Here is a 17,605-nt window from a genome sequence, read left to right as displayed (position 1 = left end):
GCTTTTTAATAGAACCCAATGTCATCAACATAAATGGAAGATGTAAAGCCACTAAACTCCTGAAAGGTAAGATATTCTATTGTTGCAGGACTTCCAATGTTGATTAAAGGTACTTGATAATCTGTCCATTTTCCTTCCGTCAATATCAATTCGTAAGAACCCGCAGCAGGAGAAACTGATATTTTAACTTTTTTGCCATCTGTACCAGGTCCACCATACATAGACAGTTTAAGCGTACTATAACCTGCTGTCGAAAATTTAGAAACCAGACGAAACCTCAATGCAGAAAAGGATTTATGATTTACGAGTATCGAGTTTGTTCCTCTCTTCACAACATCGGTGTTAGCAAAGTTGAGACCTAATGTAGAATATGAAGTGTTAGTCCATTTGTTACTAAGCGCATCCTCGTAAATAAAGTGTTTTACTCCAAACGTCTTGGTTGCGGTAACTGTACCTACGGGGGTTGTAACTACTACTTCACCATAAGAAACCCCGCCAGGTACTTTCACCTTAATTTCGGTTTTGGTATTAGACAAGATCGTTGCCGCTACACCATTGATTGTTACATCTGTTACTCCCTTAAAGTATGCTCCATAAATCGTTACCTCATCGTTTGGCGACCCGGCTGAAGGATCAAAATCATTAATTTGTGGCCCAGGCTGCATTACCTTGAAATTTAAGGTTGCCGTTCCGAACTTGGTTGTTACCGTAATTGGGTTATTTACAGGGTCGGCCAATTCTGCTGGTATTTTAACGGTGATGCTATTATCGTCCGCATAGATTAATGAATCTGCAGCCAATGTGCCATTAAAATCAACCTTTGATGTGGTACTCAAATTGGTGCCATTGATCACAATCCATTCGCCATATCCTATTGACTGCAATGTTGCACCACGATCGGTTAAATTGTTTATAGAACTTATAGTTGGCGGGGCGGCATTTTCTGTCTTCTCTTTCTTACAGGCCCCAACCACCATAAATGTGAGCATTATAAAGCCAACACTTATATATTCTTTGATCCTTTTCATAATTGATGAGTTAAGTTAAATTTTACCAGCCCGGGTTATTACCTTTGATAGCTGTGTTTGAGTTCAGTTCATTAATTGGTATGGGTAATAATAAATTTTTTGTTGTTCTTACCTTTGATATATTATTTTGCCCTGTAGAAATTTTATTCATTACCTGTAAGTAAATGCCCCACCTCATTAAATCAAAACGCCTTACACCCTCTAGGTTCAACTCTCTTGCCCTTTCGGCCAACACATAGCTTCGAAACTGTTCTGATGTCATACTAGCTGGCGCATACGCCTCTGGAACCGGCATAGCTGGTGAACCAGTGGTGGGAAATGAGCGAAACCTTACCGCATTTAAAGCGTCATATGCAGTACTTGTTGGACCATTAACTTCATTTTCAGCTTCTGCATACATTAAGTACACTTCTGAATACCTTAGCAATGGGTAAAAAGCATCGCTGTTTGCCACAGTTGGGTCGGCCACACCACTATACTTAATGGTATAAGCTCTTTCTGCCGTCGTACTCCCCGAATTATTATAGTTAATCCCATTTACAACCTTATATTTTGCGGCTTGAGATAAGGGATAAAAAATGTAAGTACCCTGTAAGGTTTGGTAATTGTGTGTAATCCCATCTAGTACTCTTTTATCTAACTCATCGTAGTCTTTGTAGTGGTTGTTTGTGGTCCAAACAGCGCCCACCCCAAAGGTAGAACGGGCAGAAAAATAAACACCCAAATTGTTGATAAAGGCCGATCCAGCCAAAGATTGTATTTCCCACATTTGCTCTTTTGAATTCCTCCCGGCAATACTCCACAAGTCTACCCAATTTGGTGTAAGCACATAAAGGTTGCTCGAAATTACTTCCTGCGCCTTGTCTCTCGCCAAAGTATAATAAGCTTTGGGATCTAATCCTTCCAAACCCTTTACAACGTCTTTAGCGTAGGTATAATAGCCATTATCAACACCTCCGCGAACAGTAACATTACCAGAGGAAGCACCTGAAGCCATTGTTAAATAGGTTTTAGCTAAGAAAGCCTTTGCTACACCTTGGTTTACGCGACCTGGCTCGCCAGCATTTGCGTGCCCATAAGGTAATAAATTTGCTTCAGCTGCTTTTAAGTCTGCAATAACAGCTTCATAGGTTTCTTTTACTGTCGCTCTCGGTATGTTTGTTTCAGGGTTCTCTGCTGAGACAGCTTTTAATCGGATAGGCACACCTCCATAAAGCTGTACCAATTGAAAATAGGCCCATCCTCTTAAGAAATAAGCTTCACCTAAAATTCTATTTTTAACTTCAGGATCTATTTCTGTAATATTGGGCACATTCTCCAATACGGTATTTGCTCTAGCAATAATGGTATAACATCCAATCCAAGGTCCATCTACACCCCAATAATTTTGTGGGTTACCGGCACCCGTACTCCCTAAGAACCAATCTGCGCCCGAAACATGGTCGTCATCTAGAACAGTCATATTCCAAAAAGGCTGGATAAATAAGTCGTAGGTATAAAGCTCACCATACACCCCATTGATAGCAGCTCGTGCGTCGCTTGCGTTTTTATAAGAGTTTTCTGGCGAATAAAATGAAAAAGGTTTTTCTTCCAGAGCCTTTTTACACGAGCTAGTGCATAACAATGCTAAGACTAAAACTGGTGCTATAAAATATGTTGAAATCGCTTTCATGTGATTATTTTATTAAGGTTAAAAATTACAACGTAATGAAAAATTATAGGTTCTTGAATTAGGGTACCCCCCTAAATCAACGCCAAACACTGCCGGGTTGTCCCCATAGCTATTGATCTCTGGGTCGTAACCAGAGTAATTGGTGAACGTAAACAAGTTATTTGCCCCTACGGCAACTCGCAAAGCAGAAATTGTTTTAGATTTTAAAGAGACATTATAGCCAAGCGTAACGTTTTTAATCCTCACAAAGCTGCCATCTTCTATAAATCTTCGGCTAAACTGTAAATCTCTAAAAAACTGTCTCATTATTTTAGGTCCTGTTGCTTTGCTATTGTCCTTTCCCTGTGCCCATGCGCCATCTGCCATGTCTTTTGTAATGTTTTTATTTGTACCAAGGTTGGCATTAAACTTTGTGTTCATGTTAATCACATCATTACCTTGAACACCATTTACAAAAACACTTAAATCAAATCTTTTATACTTGAAATTGTTGGTAAAACCAAAAGTATAGTCTGGATTTACATCGCCGATAAAGGTTCTATCACCTTGGCCGATAGAAGTGGGATCGTTATCTAAGTTTCTGTATTTCACTTCACCTATGGTACGCAGAATAATTGCATTTCCCTGATTGGTATATACAAGATCGTTTCTTACTTCTGCTTCATTATCATAATAGCCATCTTCTATGTAGCCATAAAGTGCTCCGATAGGTTTTCCGACTGTTTGGATAAAGGGTGCGTCGCCTGTAGAAATATTACGTCCATATTGCTCGATTACATCTGGACCTAAGCTTAAAATTTTATTCCTGTTAAAAGAAATGTTGAAGTTTGAACTCCATTCAAAATCCTTCGCTTTAGCTACAACACCGCTTAAAGTTACTTCCAGCCCTTTATTTTCTATTGACCCAGAGTTTACCAGCTTGCTTCTAAAACCTGTTGAAGAAGGGATAATTAAGTTCTGTAAAAGATCGTCGGTAGTTTTCTTGTAGACTTCTACGCTTAAACTTAGCCTATTCTTAAACATTCCTACATCTACACCCAAGTTATAAGAACCCGTTGTTTCCCATTTCAGTTTTTCGTTGGCCGGACCAGCATATAAATCATTCGCTAAGCCAGTTTGTACTGCCCCTCCAAATACGTAATTATATACACTAAGCTTGGCTAACGACGCATACGAACCAATTCCTTGATTTCCTGTTTTGCCATAGCTAAAGCGAAGTTTTAAATCGCTAATCAACTTGCTGTCTTTCATAAAATCTTCGCTCGAAATTTTCCAAGCCGCCGCAGCAGAAGGGAAGCCAGCCCATTTATTGTCTTTACCGAATTTACTTGATCCATCTTGCCTATAGGAAACGGTTAAAAGGTAGCGATCGTCAAAATTATAATTAACACGTCCTAAGAATGACATCAATGTAGACTGGTAACGAGAAGTAATTACGGGCATAATAACCTCGCCGGCAGCAAGATTTTCGTTTTGCAGGGCATCGTTAGGAAACGTTTTCGCTTCTGCTCTTTTACTCTGCCCGTTCGTACGTTCATACGTGCCGGCACCCACAATATTAATGCTGTGTTTCGCTAATTTCTTTTGGTAGGTTAAAATGCTCTCCGAAGTGGCATTGCTCCAAATGTTATCGGCTTTTAAACCCCAGCCCTTCATGGCAAAGCCTTCGTAAATACTTCGTGGGTAATATTGATCCCTGGCACTGTTTGAATAGTTGAAGCCCACGTTTTGTCTAAACTTAAAATCTTTTAAAAAGGTGGCTTCCATATAATTTGACGAGAAAATGTTCAACCCCTTTACATTATTCAACGCATCATTTACATATACATACGGATTGGTGATAAAAGCATCTCCAACACCATCATAAGCAATTGGATCGGATATGGTAGATGGGAAAGTAATTGCCGAACGGATTACACCCGCACTTGCCGCATCAGATTTGTCGGTGCCTGTTTTTACCCCATTGGTAAGGGTGCTGGCGAGCGAGGTGCTGGTTCCAATTTTAAAGGTTTTACTTAAGTTTCTATTTAAGTTAAGCCCCAATCCAAACCTGCTATAATTAGAATTTATAACCGTGCCTTCTTGATCTAAATAGTTAAAGGTAATACTGTGTGTCCCTAAATCTGAACCCCCGGCAATATTTACGGAATAGTTTTGATACAAGCCTGTGCGGAAAATTCGATCCTGCCAATTGTTCTTATCGCCAATAAAATCATCAGGACCTTTATCGTAATACGTTTTACCCGGATTTAGTGGATCAGGAACGTCTTCTCCTCTATATGGCATAGTATAAGTGGTACCTGTATAAATATTAGAATTAAGATAGGCTAGGTTTTGATAAGCGGCGTACTCAGATGGACTTAAAACATCCAGTCTTTTCGATACTTGAGCTGTGCCTACCGTAAAAGTCCCTTCAATTCTGTCTTTACCGCTTTTGCCTCTTCGTGTGGTTATTAAAACAACCCCATTTGCACCACGAGAACCATAAATAGCAGTGGCCGATGCATCTTTTAAAATATCGATGGTTTCAATATCGTTCGGATTAATGAACGACATCGCATTGAGGGTCTGTTTTTCATCTTCTCCAATAGACATTGGGGTGGCACCAGAACTAGAATTGTTAAAGGGAACACCGTCTATTACATACAAAGGTTCAGTACCCCCTAAAAAAGAATTCGAACCTCTTATCCTTATACTTAATCCCGCACCCGGAGCTCCATCATTTTGGGTTACACTTACCCCTGCAATTTTTCCTTGAAGGGCTTGCAATACGTTAGTAGGAACATCTTTAAGGAGATCATCGCGTCCAATTCTAGCTACCGAACCGGTAAGATCTGATTTTTTTACTGAGCCATAACCCACAATCACAACGTCTGATAAAGTGGTACTGCTAGGATTTAAGGTAATTGTAAAAATAATCTTATTGCCAATGGAAACCTCCTGGTCTTCCATGCCTAAATATTTGAAAAGAATGATTTTACCATTTGCCGGAACCGTTAATGAAAAATTTCCGTTCCCATCTGTAACCGTAGCAGCCTTAGTGTCTTTTACACTTACTGAAACGCCGGCAAGCGCTGCCCCAGCCTCGTCAGCCACCTTCCCAGATACCCTTTTATCTTGGGCATATGTATTGCCGAAAGCGCACAAACACACAAGTAGCACAAATAACTTAGTAGAGAGTTTATTAAGCATAAGCATTTTTTATTTGGTTTATGTCAAAAGTAGCGGTCAGTTCTATTCATTCGATAATACTATTTTATCCATTTATAATATTTTTAACACTTTAACCGTTAATAACTGCGAAATAACTGCTATCCAACATTGCTAACACTATTTTAATTAGCAATTTAGCATATCATCGCTTATATTTGAATGTTGATATTATTTTATCCAATAAGTTGATATTATTTAATCCTTTTTTGTGCATTCAAATATAATAAAAGAAATTACTCCGCTAACTAACAGCGATTGTTTTACCATTTTTGAAAGGAAAAAACAAGATTTTGACTTCCCTCTTCACTACCATGAAGAGATGGAATTGAATTTCATTTCTAATGCGAGCGGAGCCCGGAGAGTGGTTGGCGATCATATCGAAGAGATCGGAGATATCGAATTGGTGCTTATTGGCTCTAATTTGCCACATGTTTGGGAAACTCACAAATTAGCTGGGAAAGAAATTCATGAAGTAACCATTCAATTTCACAAAGACCTATTCGACGAGAAATTCTTACGTCGAAACCAACTTCGTGTGATCAGAGAATTATTCGAAAAATCAAAGTGCGGCATTTTATTCTCGAGTGAAACTGCACAGAACATTGGCCCAAGATTAATTAAGCTCAACAAAAAGCACGGCTTCGATTCGGTTCTTGAGCTGATGTCGATATTGCATGATTTATCCACCTCTCGTAATATGAGAACACTCTCTGATTCTACCTTCAGCAATGCCGAATTCTCTTACAATAGCAGACGCGTAGAGAAAGTAATGGAGTATATCAATGTAAATTTCGACAAGCAGGTTAGCTTGGCAGAGGTTGCCAGAATTGCTAGTATGACGGAGGTTTCTTTTAGCCGCTTTTTTAAAAGCAGAACAGGCATCAGCTTTATAGATAGTTTAATCGAAATCAGACTTGGTCATGCTTCTAGAAAACTGATAGACACAACCGAATCCGTTGCCGAAGTTGCTTACAATTGTGGTTTTAACAATATCTCCAACTTTAATCGAATATTTAAAAAGAAAAAAGGCTGCACACCCAAAGAGTTTAGAGAAAATCTTTCGGGTAATAGGGTCTTTGTATAGATTTATGAAGAATTTTCGCCTGATATTTTTATTATCAATTATCTGTAGCTCATGCTTTGCCATAGAAAGGGAAAAGACCTTCTATAATGCTGCCGATTCAAAAATACGATACATTGGCAGGATAGATTTTTCAAACCCTTTAAAACCTAAAATGTGGGCCTCTGGAGCCTATATCAGCATTCGGTTTAAAGGCACGTTTTGTGAACTTAACATCAATGATGAATTGATCTATGGCATTGTTCACAACTATCTTGAAGTAAAGGTTGATGATCAGCCAGCTTATCGAATTCAACTAAAAAACAAGGAGAACAAAATCGAGTTAGCTAAAAATTTGCCAGCTGGCGAACACACGATCGTTATTTGTAAGAACACAGAATTTGAAAACGGCTATGTAGAAATTATAGGTTTTAGTTGTGAAAAGCTATTATCGCCACCGGCTGAGCAAAAGCGAAAGATAGAGTTTATTGGCGATTCGATTACCTGCGGTTTTGGGAGTGACGAAAGTGAAATTAAATGCGGAGATAAGAACGCACAATGGTACGACCAACATAATGCATATCTGGCTTATGGACCTTTAACAGCACGAACTCTTAATGCTCAATATCATATTTCGGCAGTTTCAGGCATTGGTTTAATACACAGCTGTTGCGACAAAAAGATCCTGATGCCTCAGGTGTTCGACAAAATAAACATGTCAAAGAACGAGATGACCTGGGATTTTAATCGATATCAACCCGATGTAGTTACCGTATGTCTGGGGCAAAATGATGGCGTTCAGGACTCTGCTCAATTTTGCAATGCCTATGTACAATTTGCCCAAACTTTACGCAGCTATTATCCCAAAGCAAAATTAATTTTCTTGTCCAGTCCAATGGCCAATAAGCCATTGAAAAAAGCTCTTGTAAAATACATCCAGGCTGTAGAGCGTGAAATGATTAAAAAAGGAGATCGCAATGTTGGCACTTACGTTTTCACGAAGCAAAGTATGAAAGGTTGCGGATCCCACCCTTCTTTAGCAGAGCAAAAAGAAATTGGAAACGAGTTAACCTCTTACCTTAAAAAAGCAATGAAATGGTAATGATGCTACATTTTAATCTGACAAAAATAAAAGAGGTTCTTTTAGTCTGCACGCTAACCCTAATTAGTCCGATTGTGCCTGCTCAGGAGCTTTTCAAAATGCGAAGCGATGTAAGTTCCAAGTTAATCAGCTTCGAGAACATGAGTGGCGCAAAAGGAAATGGCGGTAAAGAAAATGATGGCGCAAAAGGTCACGCTACAGAAACAATTGCACCTGAAGCCACACGTACCATTGTTGATTTTGATGGGAGTGGAATTGTGCAGCGAATGTGGTATACGATAAGCGACCGATCTCCTGAGGTGCTGAGGTCTATTCGCTTAAAGATTTTTTGGGATGGGGCAGATAAGCCAGCTGTAGATGTCCCATTCGGCGACTTCTTCGGCATCGGTCTAGGTCAGAAAAAACCATTCGAATCTGTTTTTTTCAGCGATCCTGAAGGTAAATCTTTTAATTGCTTTATTCCGATGCCATTTAGAAAAAAAGTGCAGATTCTCTTCGTAAACGAAAGCAAATTACAGGTGAATTTGTTCTACGATGTGACCGTTTTGGAAACACCTCCACATGGCAATGATGTATTATATTTTCATGCGTTTTGGAATAGGAAATCGACCAATGAATTGGGTAAGGACTTCGAAATTTTACCTGCGGTTAAAGGGAAGGGAAGATTTTTGGGGGCAAATATCGGTGTAATTACCGATTCTCTTTATAAAGGAACTTGGTGGGGTGAAGGAGAGGTAAAAATGTTCATTGACAATGACTCGAAATACCCCACGATTAATGGTACTGGGACGGAGGATTATGTAGGGGCAGCATGGGGATTGGGCACCTTTAACCATCAGTACCAGGGCTGTTTAATTGCCGATAACAAAATGGGTTATTATGCGTTCTATCGATATCACGTACCCGATGAAATTTATTTTAATACCAACTTAAAAGTGACACTACAAGAATTAGGCGGCACTAGCCTGGAAATTGCCAGAGAGCTCCATCAAAAAAAAATTAAGATAAAACCTGTCATCGCTAATTCAAAAACCGGATATTTGAAATTAAACACCATGAACCCGGCGCCCATCATTACTGATGAGCGGTTTAGACCTGGTGGTGTTTTATTTTACAGAGTTGATGATTATTCGGCAACAAGTTATTTTTACCTTGATAAACCAGCAAACGATCTACCTGCTCTACAACCATTAGCAGACCGGATTTACAATTTGAAATTAATTAAATAACACATATGAAACGTGTAACCCTACTTCTCCTTTTTCTAGCAACTTTTACATTCGCTAACGCACAAGAAGCTCCATTCTTTAAGGACATACAAAACTTTAAGAAGAAAGACAGTGTCCAGTTCCCTCCAAAAAAGGCAATACTATTTGTGGGAAGTTCAACCTTTACCAATTGGAAAGATGTGCAGGATTATTTTCCAAAACAGGTAATTATTAATCGGGGATTTGGGGGCTCTTCTCTTCCCCATGTAATCAACTATGCAAATGACATTATCTTTCCTTACAACGCTAAGCAAATCGTAATTTACTGTGGCGAAAACGATTTTACTGGAAATGCTAGTGTAGACGATGTAGTGAACAGGGTTCAAAAACTATTCGATTTAATTCGAGCTAACAACCCTAAAGTTCATATTGCTTACATATCGATCAAGCCTAGCCCCTCCCGTGAAAAATATTGGCCGCAAATGAGAGAAGCGAATAAGAAGATTGCCGAAATGATGAAGGGGATGAAGAACGCTAAATTTATTAATACATTCGATTCGATGTTTAATGCGGACGGTACAATTATGAAAGATATTTTCAACTCAGACATGTTGCACATGAATGCCAAAGGATATGCAATTTGGCAAAAAATTATGGAGCCATATTTGAAATAATGTTTTTATTTTTTTTCAAGTATCCACTCTTTTCCAGCACCTCTTTCCAAACTTGATAACCAGCAGGTATGAGATGCAGGCCGTCTTTTGTTAGTTCGGCTCTTAAGTGGCTATCCTTATCTAAAAACACTGGGTATAAATCAATTATCCTCACTTTTTTGGCCTTGAGCTTTCTAATTTCCTCATTGAGATAAAGTATATGTTCATCTTTGCCATAATGATTTTTGAATTTTTCAAATGAACTATTTACCGGCAACAGCGTATAAAAATAAATCTGTGTTTTTTTTGAGCCTGCTCTTATCCGGCTTATTATCTTTTTATAGTTAGCCAAAATAACCGCATCGGGAATATTCCTGGAGATATCATTGATACCGATTAACACAAACACTTTTGCAGGTTTACGATCAATCACTTCCTGTAACCGCTCTAAAACACCAAAAGTAATATCCCCGGAAATACCTCTATTTTTAGCTTGGGGTAAATCTAAGAGTTTAGCCCAATCAACGCCGGCGGTAATGCTATTGCCCAAGAAAATATAGTCGTTCTTAGCAGCTGCCTCCGCTTTAAATTTACCGACCAGTTCCACATACTTGCCTGGGCGATAAGTGCTATCCCATTGCAGGGTTTGAGCAAGTGCACAACCTGAACTTAAGAAAACAATTAAGGTGATCGCTGATAATAATCTGCTTAAAAAGTAATTCATAGAAACAAGATTTAATGTGATAAAGGAGTTAAATTAGACAAGTTCTCTTTTTCTCTATTCCAGGTGAAGGCCGTAAAAAATATGGCAAATAAACAGGAGATAGCAATGGCAATAAAGCTTGCGTCCCAACCCTGCCGATCAACCAGTCCACCTAAAGCTGCGTTGGCTAATAGATCGCCTATAAAATAACCGAATAAGCCTGTCAAACCCGCAGCTGTTCCCGCAGCTTTTTTTGGAACTAAATCAATCGCCTGAACCCCAATTAGCATCACAGGGCCGTAGATAAAGAAGCCAATTGCCCAAAGCGAAAGATTTTGGACGAGGTGGCTGGAGGTGGGTGACTTCCAATACACCAAAACTGCGATTAGTGTCATTGCCATATAAATAATCGTTACGGGCGCTCTTCTCCCTTTAAAAACCTTGTCGCTAATGATGCCACAGAGAAGGGTTCCTGGAACCGCAGCCAATTCATAGCCTCCAGATGCCCAGGCAGCTTCGGCTTTAGTATAATATTTTGCTTCCTGTAAAAATGTTGGCGCCCAATTTATAATTCCATTTCTAACTAAATAAACGAATGCATTTGCCACAGCAATATACCATAGCAATCTATTATTTAGAACATATGTTAAAAAAATCTCTTTTGCCGAAAATTCCTGTTCTTGTGTTTTTGCATTATAGCTTTTCGGATAGTCTTCATTATATACTTCAATGGGAGGTAATCCCACAGATTGCGGAGTATCCCTGACCAGTACAAATGCAACAAGAGCAAAGAAGATAGCCACCATTCCTGGGAAATAAAGCATCCCCTGAAATCCAGCAAAGAGTTCGAAACCCAATACAGTGAGCGGCCCGACAAAAAAACCGCCCAGATTATGTGCTAAATTCCAGATAGACATAGCCGTTCCGCGTTCCCGAACAGAGTACCAGTGGGCTACAACACGACCACAAGCCGGCCAACCCATTCCCTGAAACCAGCCATTGATAAATAGTAATACAAACATCACAGCAATGGAAGAAGTGGCAAAAGGTATTAAACCCATAAATATCATTGTAAAAGATGATAAAACAAGTCCTATGGACAAGAAGTACCTCGCATTACTTCGATCAGAAATATTACCCATTAGAAATTTACTAAATCCATAAGCAATGGAAAGTGCGGAAGCGGCCAAACCCAGCTCGGCCTTGCTAAACCCTAATTTTTGGAGTTCGGGCACCGCAAAGGAAAAATTCTTGCGGACTAAATAATAAGCTGCATACCCTAAAAATATTCCGATAAAAACTTTGATGCGTTCTTTACTATATATCGACTTAATTCTATCTGGCGGTAATAGCGGCTTATGGGCCGCAGGCGGCGGAAAAATATTAAAACTCATATTTGGTTAGGTTAGTAATTCCTCATCGGATGAGGGTGGTCTCAACACTTAAAAAAGATTTGGATAATCTGTTATAATCCCATCTACTTTGAGCGCTTTCAAATGGTTAATATCTTCAATTGTATTAGCGGTCCAGGGAATTATTTTCACTCCATCGGCATGTGCCTTCTTTATTAAATCGGCCGTAACTGTTTTCCATTCCGGGCTTAAGATGAATGGTTTATATCCTAAATCGGTTATATTTTCCTCATAGGTTTTTTTATTAGAAACTAGAAAAGAGGTTTTTACTTGAGGATACTTCTTGTGAATGATTTGTATCGTCCTTTTATCGAAAGATTGGATTACTACAAACGGTGTAATCTTCTTTTGCTCAATCACATTCATTAATAATTTTACAAACACTTCTGGCTTAGGGTTAACGGTATCATCGCCAGCTACCCCGCTTTTAGTCTCGATGTTGTAAAAAATTTGTTTTTTCCCTTTTTCCTTAATCTCTTGCTGCACGCTATCAATCAAATCGGCCAATAATGGAATATAGGTTTTAACTTTCTTCTGTTGTTTAAACCCAGCGTTTACTTTCGTTCCAATATCAAAGGTTTTTAATAATTGATAATCCATTTGAAAGACTGCGTATTTTTTAGCGTCCTCTTTGGGAATATCCTTGCCGTCTGGGCTCAGCATAAAACCGGGGCTTAAATAATCATCGTGCGTCACTACAACCTGATGGTCTTTGGTAATATGGGTGTCCATCTCCAAAGTGGTAACCTTATCATACTTCATGGCATCGAGCATAGCGATAATGGTGTTTTCTGGCATTAATCCTCTTCCACCTCGATGTGCTTCGGCACTAAAATCTGGAAATTTAACCTCCATTTTGCTGTGTTGACTAACTGTTTTACAACTTAATGTTAAAACTAAAGCAAAAATTATTAAAAAAGTATACTTCATTTAATATGTGTTTATTGAGTAGCTCGCTACCCGATATTTTTTACAACATCGTAAGTTTCACCAAATCGATCGGTTACCACCATCTTTACGGTCTTAACGCCGGGTTCGCAATGTACCATAAAAAGATGTTCTGTTCTACTAGGCTCGGCAAAAGGTCTGCTTGCAGGCAACTTATCCCCTAAATACAAGCGGACTGCCTCCGGGTCAAACCCTATCTGCTTTTCCATCTCAACCCGTTTGCCGTCTAAAAAGCATGCTACTTTCCACTCAGGATCATAGTTCCAAACATTCGCAATTATCCTTTTCTGGTTAGTTAAATGTTCTATATCGATACTAACTTGGTGGCTTTTAGCCAATCCTGTCGACTTATAATACCATTTTAACTTTGTGCCCTTCACTTCATAAACTCCATACCCCCGAGGTGTTCCATCTCCACAAATTGCACCCGTCCACCAAGCGCCGCATACTGTGCCATGATTGTGCTCGTAAACGCCTTTCTGGATTACGTTTTTATTGTAATGCGTATGTCCCGACATTACGTGTACATTGGTAAACTTTTCTAAAATTCTGTAAAAATCTTCTTTATTCTTAACAGCATTATGAACGGGGATATGGAGATTAATTATGACTAAATTATCCTTTGGCACGAATGCCAGATCCTTTTCCATCCAAGCCAGTTGTTCTTCAGAAATATAACCGTCATATTCTCTTTCCCGACCGAGATAACGCACATCATCTAATACGATATAATGCGCCTTGCCCCGGTTAAACGAATAATATGTTGGCCCAAAATATTGCTTAAAGGTTTTGTCTGAAGTCTCGTCGCCGCCCATTCGGTAATCCATATCGTGGTTACCAAGCGCTTGAAAAAATGGAATGCCCATTTTTGCTACGGCAAGGTTATAATCTTCATATAAAGGCAAATTATCCCATACAATATCTCCTACGCAAATGCCATGAACCAGTGCGTTTGATCCCATTTCACGAATTAGCTGCTGTACATCTGGGACTGAAGTCGCCATCATCTGAGCAACATCCTTTTTGTTCTTTACCTGCGGATCTGCCCATATAATGAAACGATGTGCATCGTCACTTTTTCTCAACTTCTTCAGTTTAAAATTGTATTCGTTTCTCGCTCCAAGGTTTTCGTATTGTTTTGCAATGTTGCTTTTAACGTTAAAATCGTAACCTGCTGGTGTACTTAAAAAAATCGCTTGCGCTTTTTCATTGGGAGTAATAACGAACTTTCCATTGGCGCCTGTTTCAACAACTGAAAAACCGTCTGAAACAATTGCATTAGCAATTCCCTTTCCGTCCGCGCTAACGCTCCCTGTAATCGTTTCGTTTCGCTTTAATTTATTTAAAGCGTTCGCTTTGATAGAGATAAAGGCGCTTCCGGTAATTAAACCTATGTTTTGTAAAAACGATTTTCTATTCATAGTGGCTATGTTGATCTAATTCACAAGGCTTGTTCCTTCTCCTTCAATTTCAATGAGTTGCGAAGTTGGGCTTAGTTTAACAGATGTTAAAGTTCTTCCGGTAACCCATCTTCCTGAGGTAGCGTCGTAAACACCGCCAAGTTTAGAGAAGCTAGTTGAAGCAGAAGGGAAAGTTAAACGATTTTTATTTGTACCTGCGCCATAGAAATTTTGCGGTAGTCGGGTTAGGGGATTAATTGTACCATAATAATCGGTATTAGTAATTCTGTAACCCACTTCTGGAGGACCAGCGCTATAAAAGACACCCCCGGCACCGCCATAGAAAATTACATCCAACGGAACGGTAGATGGAGTAACGTTTGTGCCTGCAAAAACTGCAATACCCGCTACGTTACCACTATTAGCTAAGAGGTTTGATGTTTTGGTCCCAATTCCATCTGCTCCGTCTAAACTAGTATAATCTAAACTAACAATCCAATTTGCAGAACTAATATCTGTAGATACCGTTGATGAAGATCCGTTTATATTTTTATTTGTACCTCCTATATAAAAGTATTCTCCTTTTGATACAGTTCCAGAAGTTAAGTTAAACTTGTAAGTCCTACTTCCACCTGTATTCCATCCCAGTGCAGGTGTAACGCTTGCGCCAGCATTGTTAGTTGTATAAACAGCAAATGGCGTTGTTGCAAAATTAATATCTCGAGTTGCTAAAAACTGTATGTATTCATTATTTCCATCACCACCATTTGGATCCACCATATAACCTGATATAATTATTGGAGAAAGTTTAGGCAATACCACAAAGAAAAAATCATCCGCATCGCGTAACCATAAATTAATTTTAGCCGAAACGCCACTACCAGTTACAAAAGGGATACCCGTAAAATTACCAGTTGGCAGCACCTGCATGTTTGCAAAATCAGCGGTAGATTCTGTGTGCACAGTTGCTTTACCAAAACCATCGTCTATTACTCTGTCGCCCGCATAAGTTGCATCAGCATCGGGTTCTGGATCGTACAATGCGCTACTGATGGTCACAAGAGTATTTTCATAAAATGATGGATTAGCTAAAATTTTACCAGTATTTACCGCTTGGGTTCTTACTGCTTTACCACTAGAAATTTTTGTAACTGAGGTACTCGAGACCCCAACAATTTGCAGAATTCCGTTTACTCTTTTTAAGGTTGCACCTTCAACCTTGATATGAACAGAGTCGCCTGGAAGATATGTTGAGGCGTCTGATCCAATGTTAAAAGCCATGCCGCGCAAAGAATCAATTCCATTTCCAGCCATTCGGCTATTTTGCATAATCAGCAGTCCAGCGGGAGAGTTTCCCGCCCTAAAATCGGAGATGACTACTCCTTTTATAGAAGTCGCACCACCCAATAGCGTAGCGGTTAGCGGTAAATCGCTTTCTTTATACAGCTTTTTTAAATCGAAATTGGAAATAAAATCGCTTGGTGTGCTTTTGACATAATCGTCATCTCGTTTACATCCGGTCCAGATTCCAACAATTGCAGTTAGTAAAAGGATATATTTTAATGTATTTTTCATCTTTTTATGTTTAATTTTAATGGTAATGCAGCAAATTTAACTGCTTTACTTCCTAAGGTTTTTGCCACCAAACTAATGTATTAATATCATCAGGCCCTTGAGATGCGACCGCATTTTTATAGCTTGTCGGGTTAGTCGATTGGCTAATGAGTGGATAATTTAACCTAGCTGGCATTTTACCCCCATTTGCCAAACCTGTTCCTGGATTTAAGAAAGGATGTCCCGTTCTCCTAAATTCAATCCATTGTTGAAAGTCGACCAAAAAAAGTGCGTAGTACTTTTGCAAATGAATTAACTCCATTTTACTTTGCGTCCCTCTTGTAGTTGTATTTAAAGGCAGTGAATTATCCCAATCAATATCGGCAGCTACAGCATAGGCTATAACTTTCGGGTCATTAGGGTCAATTAATAAGTTGGGCATCCAATAGTTGATAGAGTGCGCTATTCCTTTGTAGTAATAGGCTTCTCCTGTTCCATTTATCCATCCTTTAGCAGCAGCTTCTGCCAAAATAAAATCCACTTCGGCCACGTTCATTATAATACCAGTATATGGGTCAGTTTGTAAGGTGGTTGGATTATTGGTTTGTGCATCTGAATAAAAATAGGCTTGTTTTAGGATGGTACTTCCACTTGCATAACCACTAGGTACTCCGGCAAAACCATTCATTCCGGGAGCAATTCCCCATCTGTTGACGTTATTTTTTCCTAAAGATTGGTTAATTCTTGGGTCTGCCCAAGTTGTAAGATTATCTATAAAAAACTCAGAGATAGCGGGTGTTCTAAAGTCAACAGCGCGAATGCTGATCATAAATGGGGAAGAGTAAACTGCTGAACTACTGTTTGTACCATTCCAAAGAATGTTAGCCGTATGGGTATTGTTTTCCATAATCGGGTATTTGGAAGGGTTAGTGTCAATCATTTCTTTCAGTTTGGCAATTACCGCCGCGCTCACGTCCGCCTTTCCAGAAACACGAAGCAGCAGTCTTAAATACAATGAGTTTCCAAACCTTCGCCACTTCGACACGTCACCTTGATAAACAGGGTCTCCAGTGGGTATAATCGCTTCACCAGCGGCTAGCAGAGTATTTGCTTCCTCTAGTTTTTTGAAGAGATCCAGGTAAATATCCTTTTGCTTATCGTAAGCCGGTTCCAGCAAACCAACTTTACCTTGGTTGGCCTCAAAGTAAGGCACATCTCCATACACATCTGTAAGCAATTGACTCACCCATGCTTCGGTAATTAATGAGATAGCCTGATACGATTTGTTTAGAGATTCTGGCTGACTAGCGATTGTGTAGATATCTCTTAGATTTGTTAACTGCGGATACCAAGTATTCCAGGTGTAATCGGCAACATTGCGCCTGATATCATATCGAAAGACTTTTCCTTCATTATCTCCTAGGTCAACCGTAACCTGCATGAGTTCATTATTAAAGCTACGATTACGCACCATATTTGCATATAACACACCTGTTAAGGCAGGAGCCAATAATTGATTAGCCGTTGTAGTCGATTTTCCAATAGGATCTTTATTTACTTCATTAAAATCTTTCTTACAAGAAAAGAATGAAATTCCAAGAGCTAGTAATAGCGTATAACTGGTTATATTTTTAATCTTTTTCATTTTCTTT

General features: G+C 39.2%; 13 protein-coding genes. 4 read left to right on the top strand and 9 right to left on the bottom strand.

The window, feature by feature from the left end; translation table 11 throughout:
• Positions 1-5 precede the first annotated feature (5 nt).
• The 3 genes from BM207_RS10370 to BM207_RS10360 are packed head-to-tail and all read right to left on the bottom strand — an operon-like array spanning position 6 to position 5,892.
• Entirely contained in the window at positions 6-1,028 is a 1,023-nt protein-coding gene (locus BM207_RS10370) for an IPT/TIG domain-containing protein (RefSeq protein WP_090993682.1), read from the bottom strand.
• A 22-nt stretch (positions 1,029-1,050) separates the two neighbouring features.
• On the bottom strand, positions 1,051-2,700 hold the full coding sequence (locus BM207_RS10365) for a RagB/SusD family nutrient uptake outer membrane protein (RefSeq protein ID WP_090993680.1): 1,650 nt from the start codon (positions 2,698-2,700) through the stop codon (positions 1,051-1,053).
• Positions 2,701-2,718: 18 nt separating this feature from the next.
• Positions 2,719-5,892, bottom strand: coding sequence for a SusC/RagA family TonB-linked outer membrane protein (locus BM207_RS10360; RefSeq protein ID WP_090993942.1), 3,174 nt, complete (start codon positions 5,890-5,892; stop codon positions 2,719-2,721).
• A gap of 229 nt (positions 5,893-6,121) precedes the next feature.
• On the opposite strand from BM207_RS10360, the gene BM207_RS10355 reads away from it, so the two are divergent.
• Genes BM207_RS10355 through BM207_RS10340 form a run of 4 tightly spaced genes read left to right on the top strand, consistent with a single transcriptional unit; the run spans position 6,122 to position 9,957 of the window.
• Complete coding sequence (locus BM207_RS10355; protein ID WP_090993678.1) at positions 6,122-6,997, top strand: AraC family transcriptional regulator; 876 nt, start codon at positions 6,122-6,124, stop codon at positions 6,995-6,997.
• A gap of 4 nt (positions 6,998-7,001) precedes the next feature.
• Positions 7,002-8,075: an SGNH/GDSL hydrolase family protein gene (locus BM207_RS10350; RefSeq protein ID WP_090993676.1), complete on the top strand. Its 1,074-nt coding sequence runs from the start codon at positions 7,002-7,004 to the stop codon at positions 8,073-8,075.
• A complete protein-coding gene (locus tag BM207_RS10345; RefSeq protein WP_218155043.1) occupies positions 8,075-9,304 on the top strand; it encodes a glycoside hydrolase family 172 protein in 1,230 nt (409 codons plus the stop codon). The genes BM207_RS10350 and BM207_RS10345 overlap by 1 nt, the downstream gene beginning before the upstream one ends.
• 5 nt (positions 9,305-9,309) lie before the next feature.
• Complete coding sequence (locus BM207_RS10340) at positions 9,310-9,957, top strand: GDSL-type esterase/lipase family protein (RefSeq protein ID WP_090993674.1); 648 nt, start codon at positions 9,310-9,312, stop codon at positions 9,955-9,957.
• Here BM207_RS10340 and BM207_RS10335 read toward each other — a convergent pair.
• The 6 genes from BM207_RS10335 to BM207_RS10310 are packed head-to-tail and all read right to left on the bottom strand — an operon-like array spanning position 9,935 to position 17,598.
• Positions 9,935-10,660 carry a GDSL-type esterase/lipase family protein gene (locus tag BM207_RS10335; protein WP_090993672.1) on the bottom strand — a complete coding sequence of 242 codons (726 nt, stop codon included), beginning with the start codon at positions 10,658-10,660 and terminating at the stop codon, positions 9,935-9,937. The genes BM207_RS10340 and BM207_RS10335 overlap by 23 nt on opposite strands.
• Positions 10,661-10,671: 11 nt before the next feature.
• Complete coding sequence (pgtP, locus tag BM207_RS10330; RefSeq protein ID WP_090993670.1) at positions 10,672-12,033, bottom strand: phosphoglycerate transporter protein PgtP; 1,362 nt, start codon at positions 12,031-12,033, stop codon at positions 10,672-10,674.
• A 48-nt stretch (positions 12,034-12,081) separates the two neighbouring features.
• A complete protein-coding gene (locus tag BM207_RS10325; RefSeq protein WP_090993668.1) occupies positions 12,082-12,981 on the bottom strand; it encodes a glycerophosphodiester phosphodiesterase family protein in 900 nt (299 codons plus the stop codon).
• 26 nt (positions 12,982-13,007) lie between these two features.
• Entirely contained in the window at positions 13,008-14,420 is a 1,413-nt protein-coding gene (locus tag BM207_RS10320; protein ID WP_090993666.1) for a calcineurin-like phosphoesterase C-terminal domain-containing protein, read from the bottom strand.
• A 15-nt stretch (positions 14,421-14,435) separates the two neighbouring features.
• The gene (locus tag BM207_RS10315; RefSeq protein ID WP_090993664.1) at positions 14,436-15,974 is read right to left on the bottom strand and encodes a DUF5689 domain-containing protein; all 1,539 of its coding nucleotides are present in this window, start codon (positions 15,972-15,974) and stop codon (positions 14,436-14,438) included.
• 52 nt (positions 15,975-16,026) lie between these two features.
• A complete protein-coding gene (locus BM207_RS10310) occupies positions 16,027-17,598 on the bottom strand; it encodes a SusD/RagB family nutrient-binding outer membrane lipoprotein (protein ID WP_090993938.1) in 1,572 nt (523 codons plus the stop codon).
• Positions 17,599-17,605: the final 7 nt, after the last annotated feature.

It is taken from the genome of Pedobacter insulae, from assembly GCF_900113525.1.
Taxonomy (GTDB): domain Bacteria; phylum Bacteroidota; class Bacteroidia; order Sphingobacteriales; family Sphingobacteriaceae; genus Pedobacter; species Pedobacter insulae.
The sequence above is the reverse complement of the archived record's forward strand: the minus strand, read 5'-3'. Positions and strand labels throughout refer to the sequence as shown.

Excerpts from the sequence above, each read along its gene's own strand:
- BM207_RS10370 (WP_090993682.1), bottom strand. The coding sequence starts at position 1,028 with ATGAAAAGGATCAAAGAATATATAAGTGTTGGCTTTATAATGCTCACA.
- BM207_RS10365 (WP_090993680.1), bottom strand. The coding sequence starts at position 2,700 with ATGAAAGCGATTTCAACATATTTTATAGCACCAGTTTTAGTCTTAGCA.
- BM207_RS10360 (WP_090993942.1), bottom strand. The coding sequence starts at position 5,892 with ATGCTTAATAAACTCTCTACTAAGTTATTTGTGCTACTTGTGTGTTTG.
- BM207_RS10350 (WP_090993676.1), top strand. The coding sequence starts at position 7,002 with ATGAAGAATTTTCGCCTGATATTTTTATTATCAATTATCTGTAGCTCA.
- BM207_RS10345 (WP_218155043.1), top strand. The coding sequence starts at position 8,075 with ATGATGCTACATTTTAATCTGACAAAAATAAAAGAGGTTCTTTTAGTC.
- BM207_RS10340 (WP_090993674.1), top strand. The coding sequence starts at position 9,310 with ATGAAACGTGTAACCCTACTTCTCCTTTTTCTAGCAACTTTTACATTC.
- BM207_RS10335 (WP_090993672.1), bottom strand. The coding sequence starts at position 10,660 with ATGAATTACTTTTTAAGCAGATTATTATCAGCGATCACCTTAATTGTT.
- pgtP (WP_090993670.1), bottom strand. The coding sequence starts at position 12,033 with ATGAGTTTTAATATTTTTCCGCCGCCTGCGGCCCATAAGCCGCTATTA.
- BM207_RS10325 (WP_090993668.1), bottom strand. The coding sequence starts at position 12,981 with ATGAAGTATACTTTTTTAATAATTTTTGCTTTAGTTTTAACATTAAGT.
- BM207_RS10320 (WP_090993666.1), bottom strand. The coding sequence starts at position 14,420 with ATGAATAGAAAATCGTTTTTACAAAACATAGGTTTAATTACCGGAAGC.
- BM207_RS10315 (WP_090993664.1), bottom strand. The coding sequence starts at position 15,974 with ATGAAAAATACATTAAAATATATCCTTTTACTAACTGCAATTGTTGGA.
- BM207_RS10310 (WP_090993938.1), bottom strand. The coding sequence starts at position 17,598 with ATGAAAAAGATTAAAAATATAACCAGTTATACGCTATTACTAGCTCTT.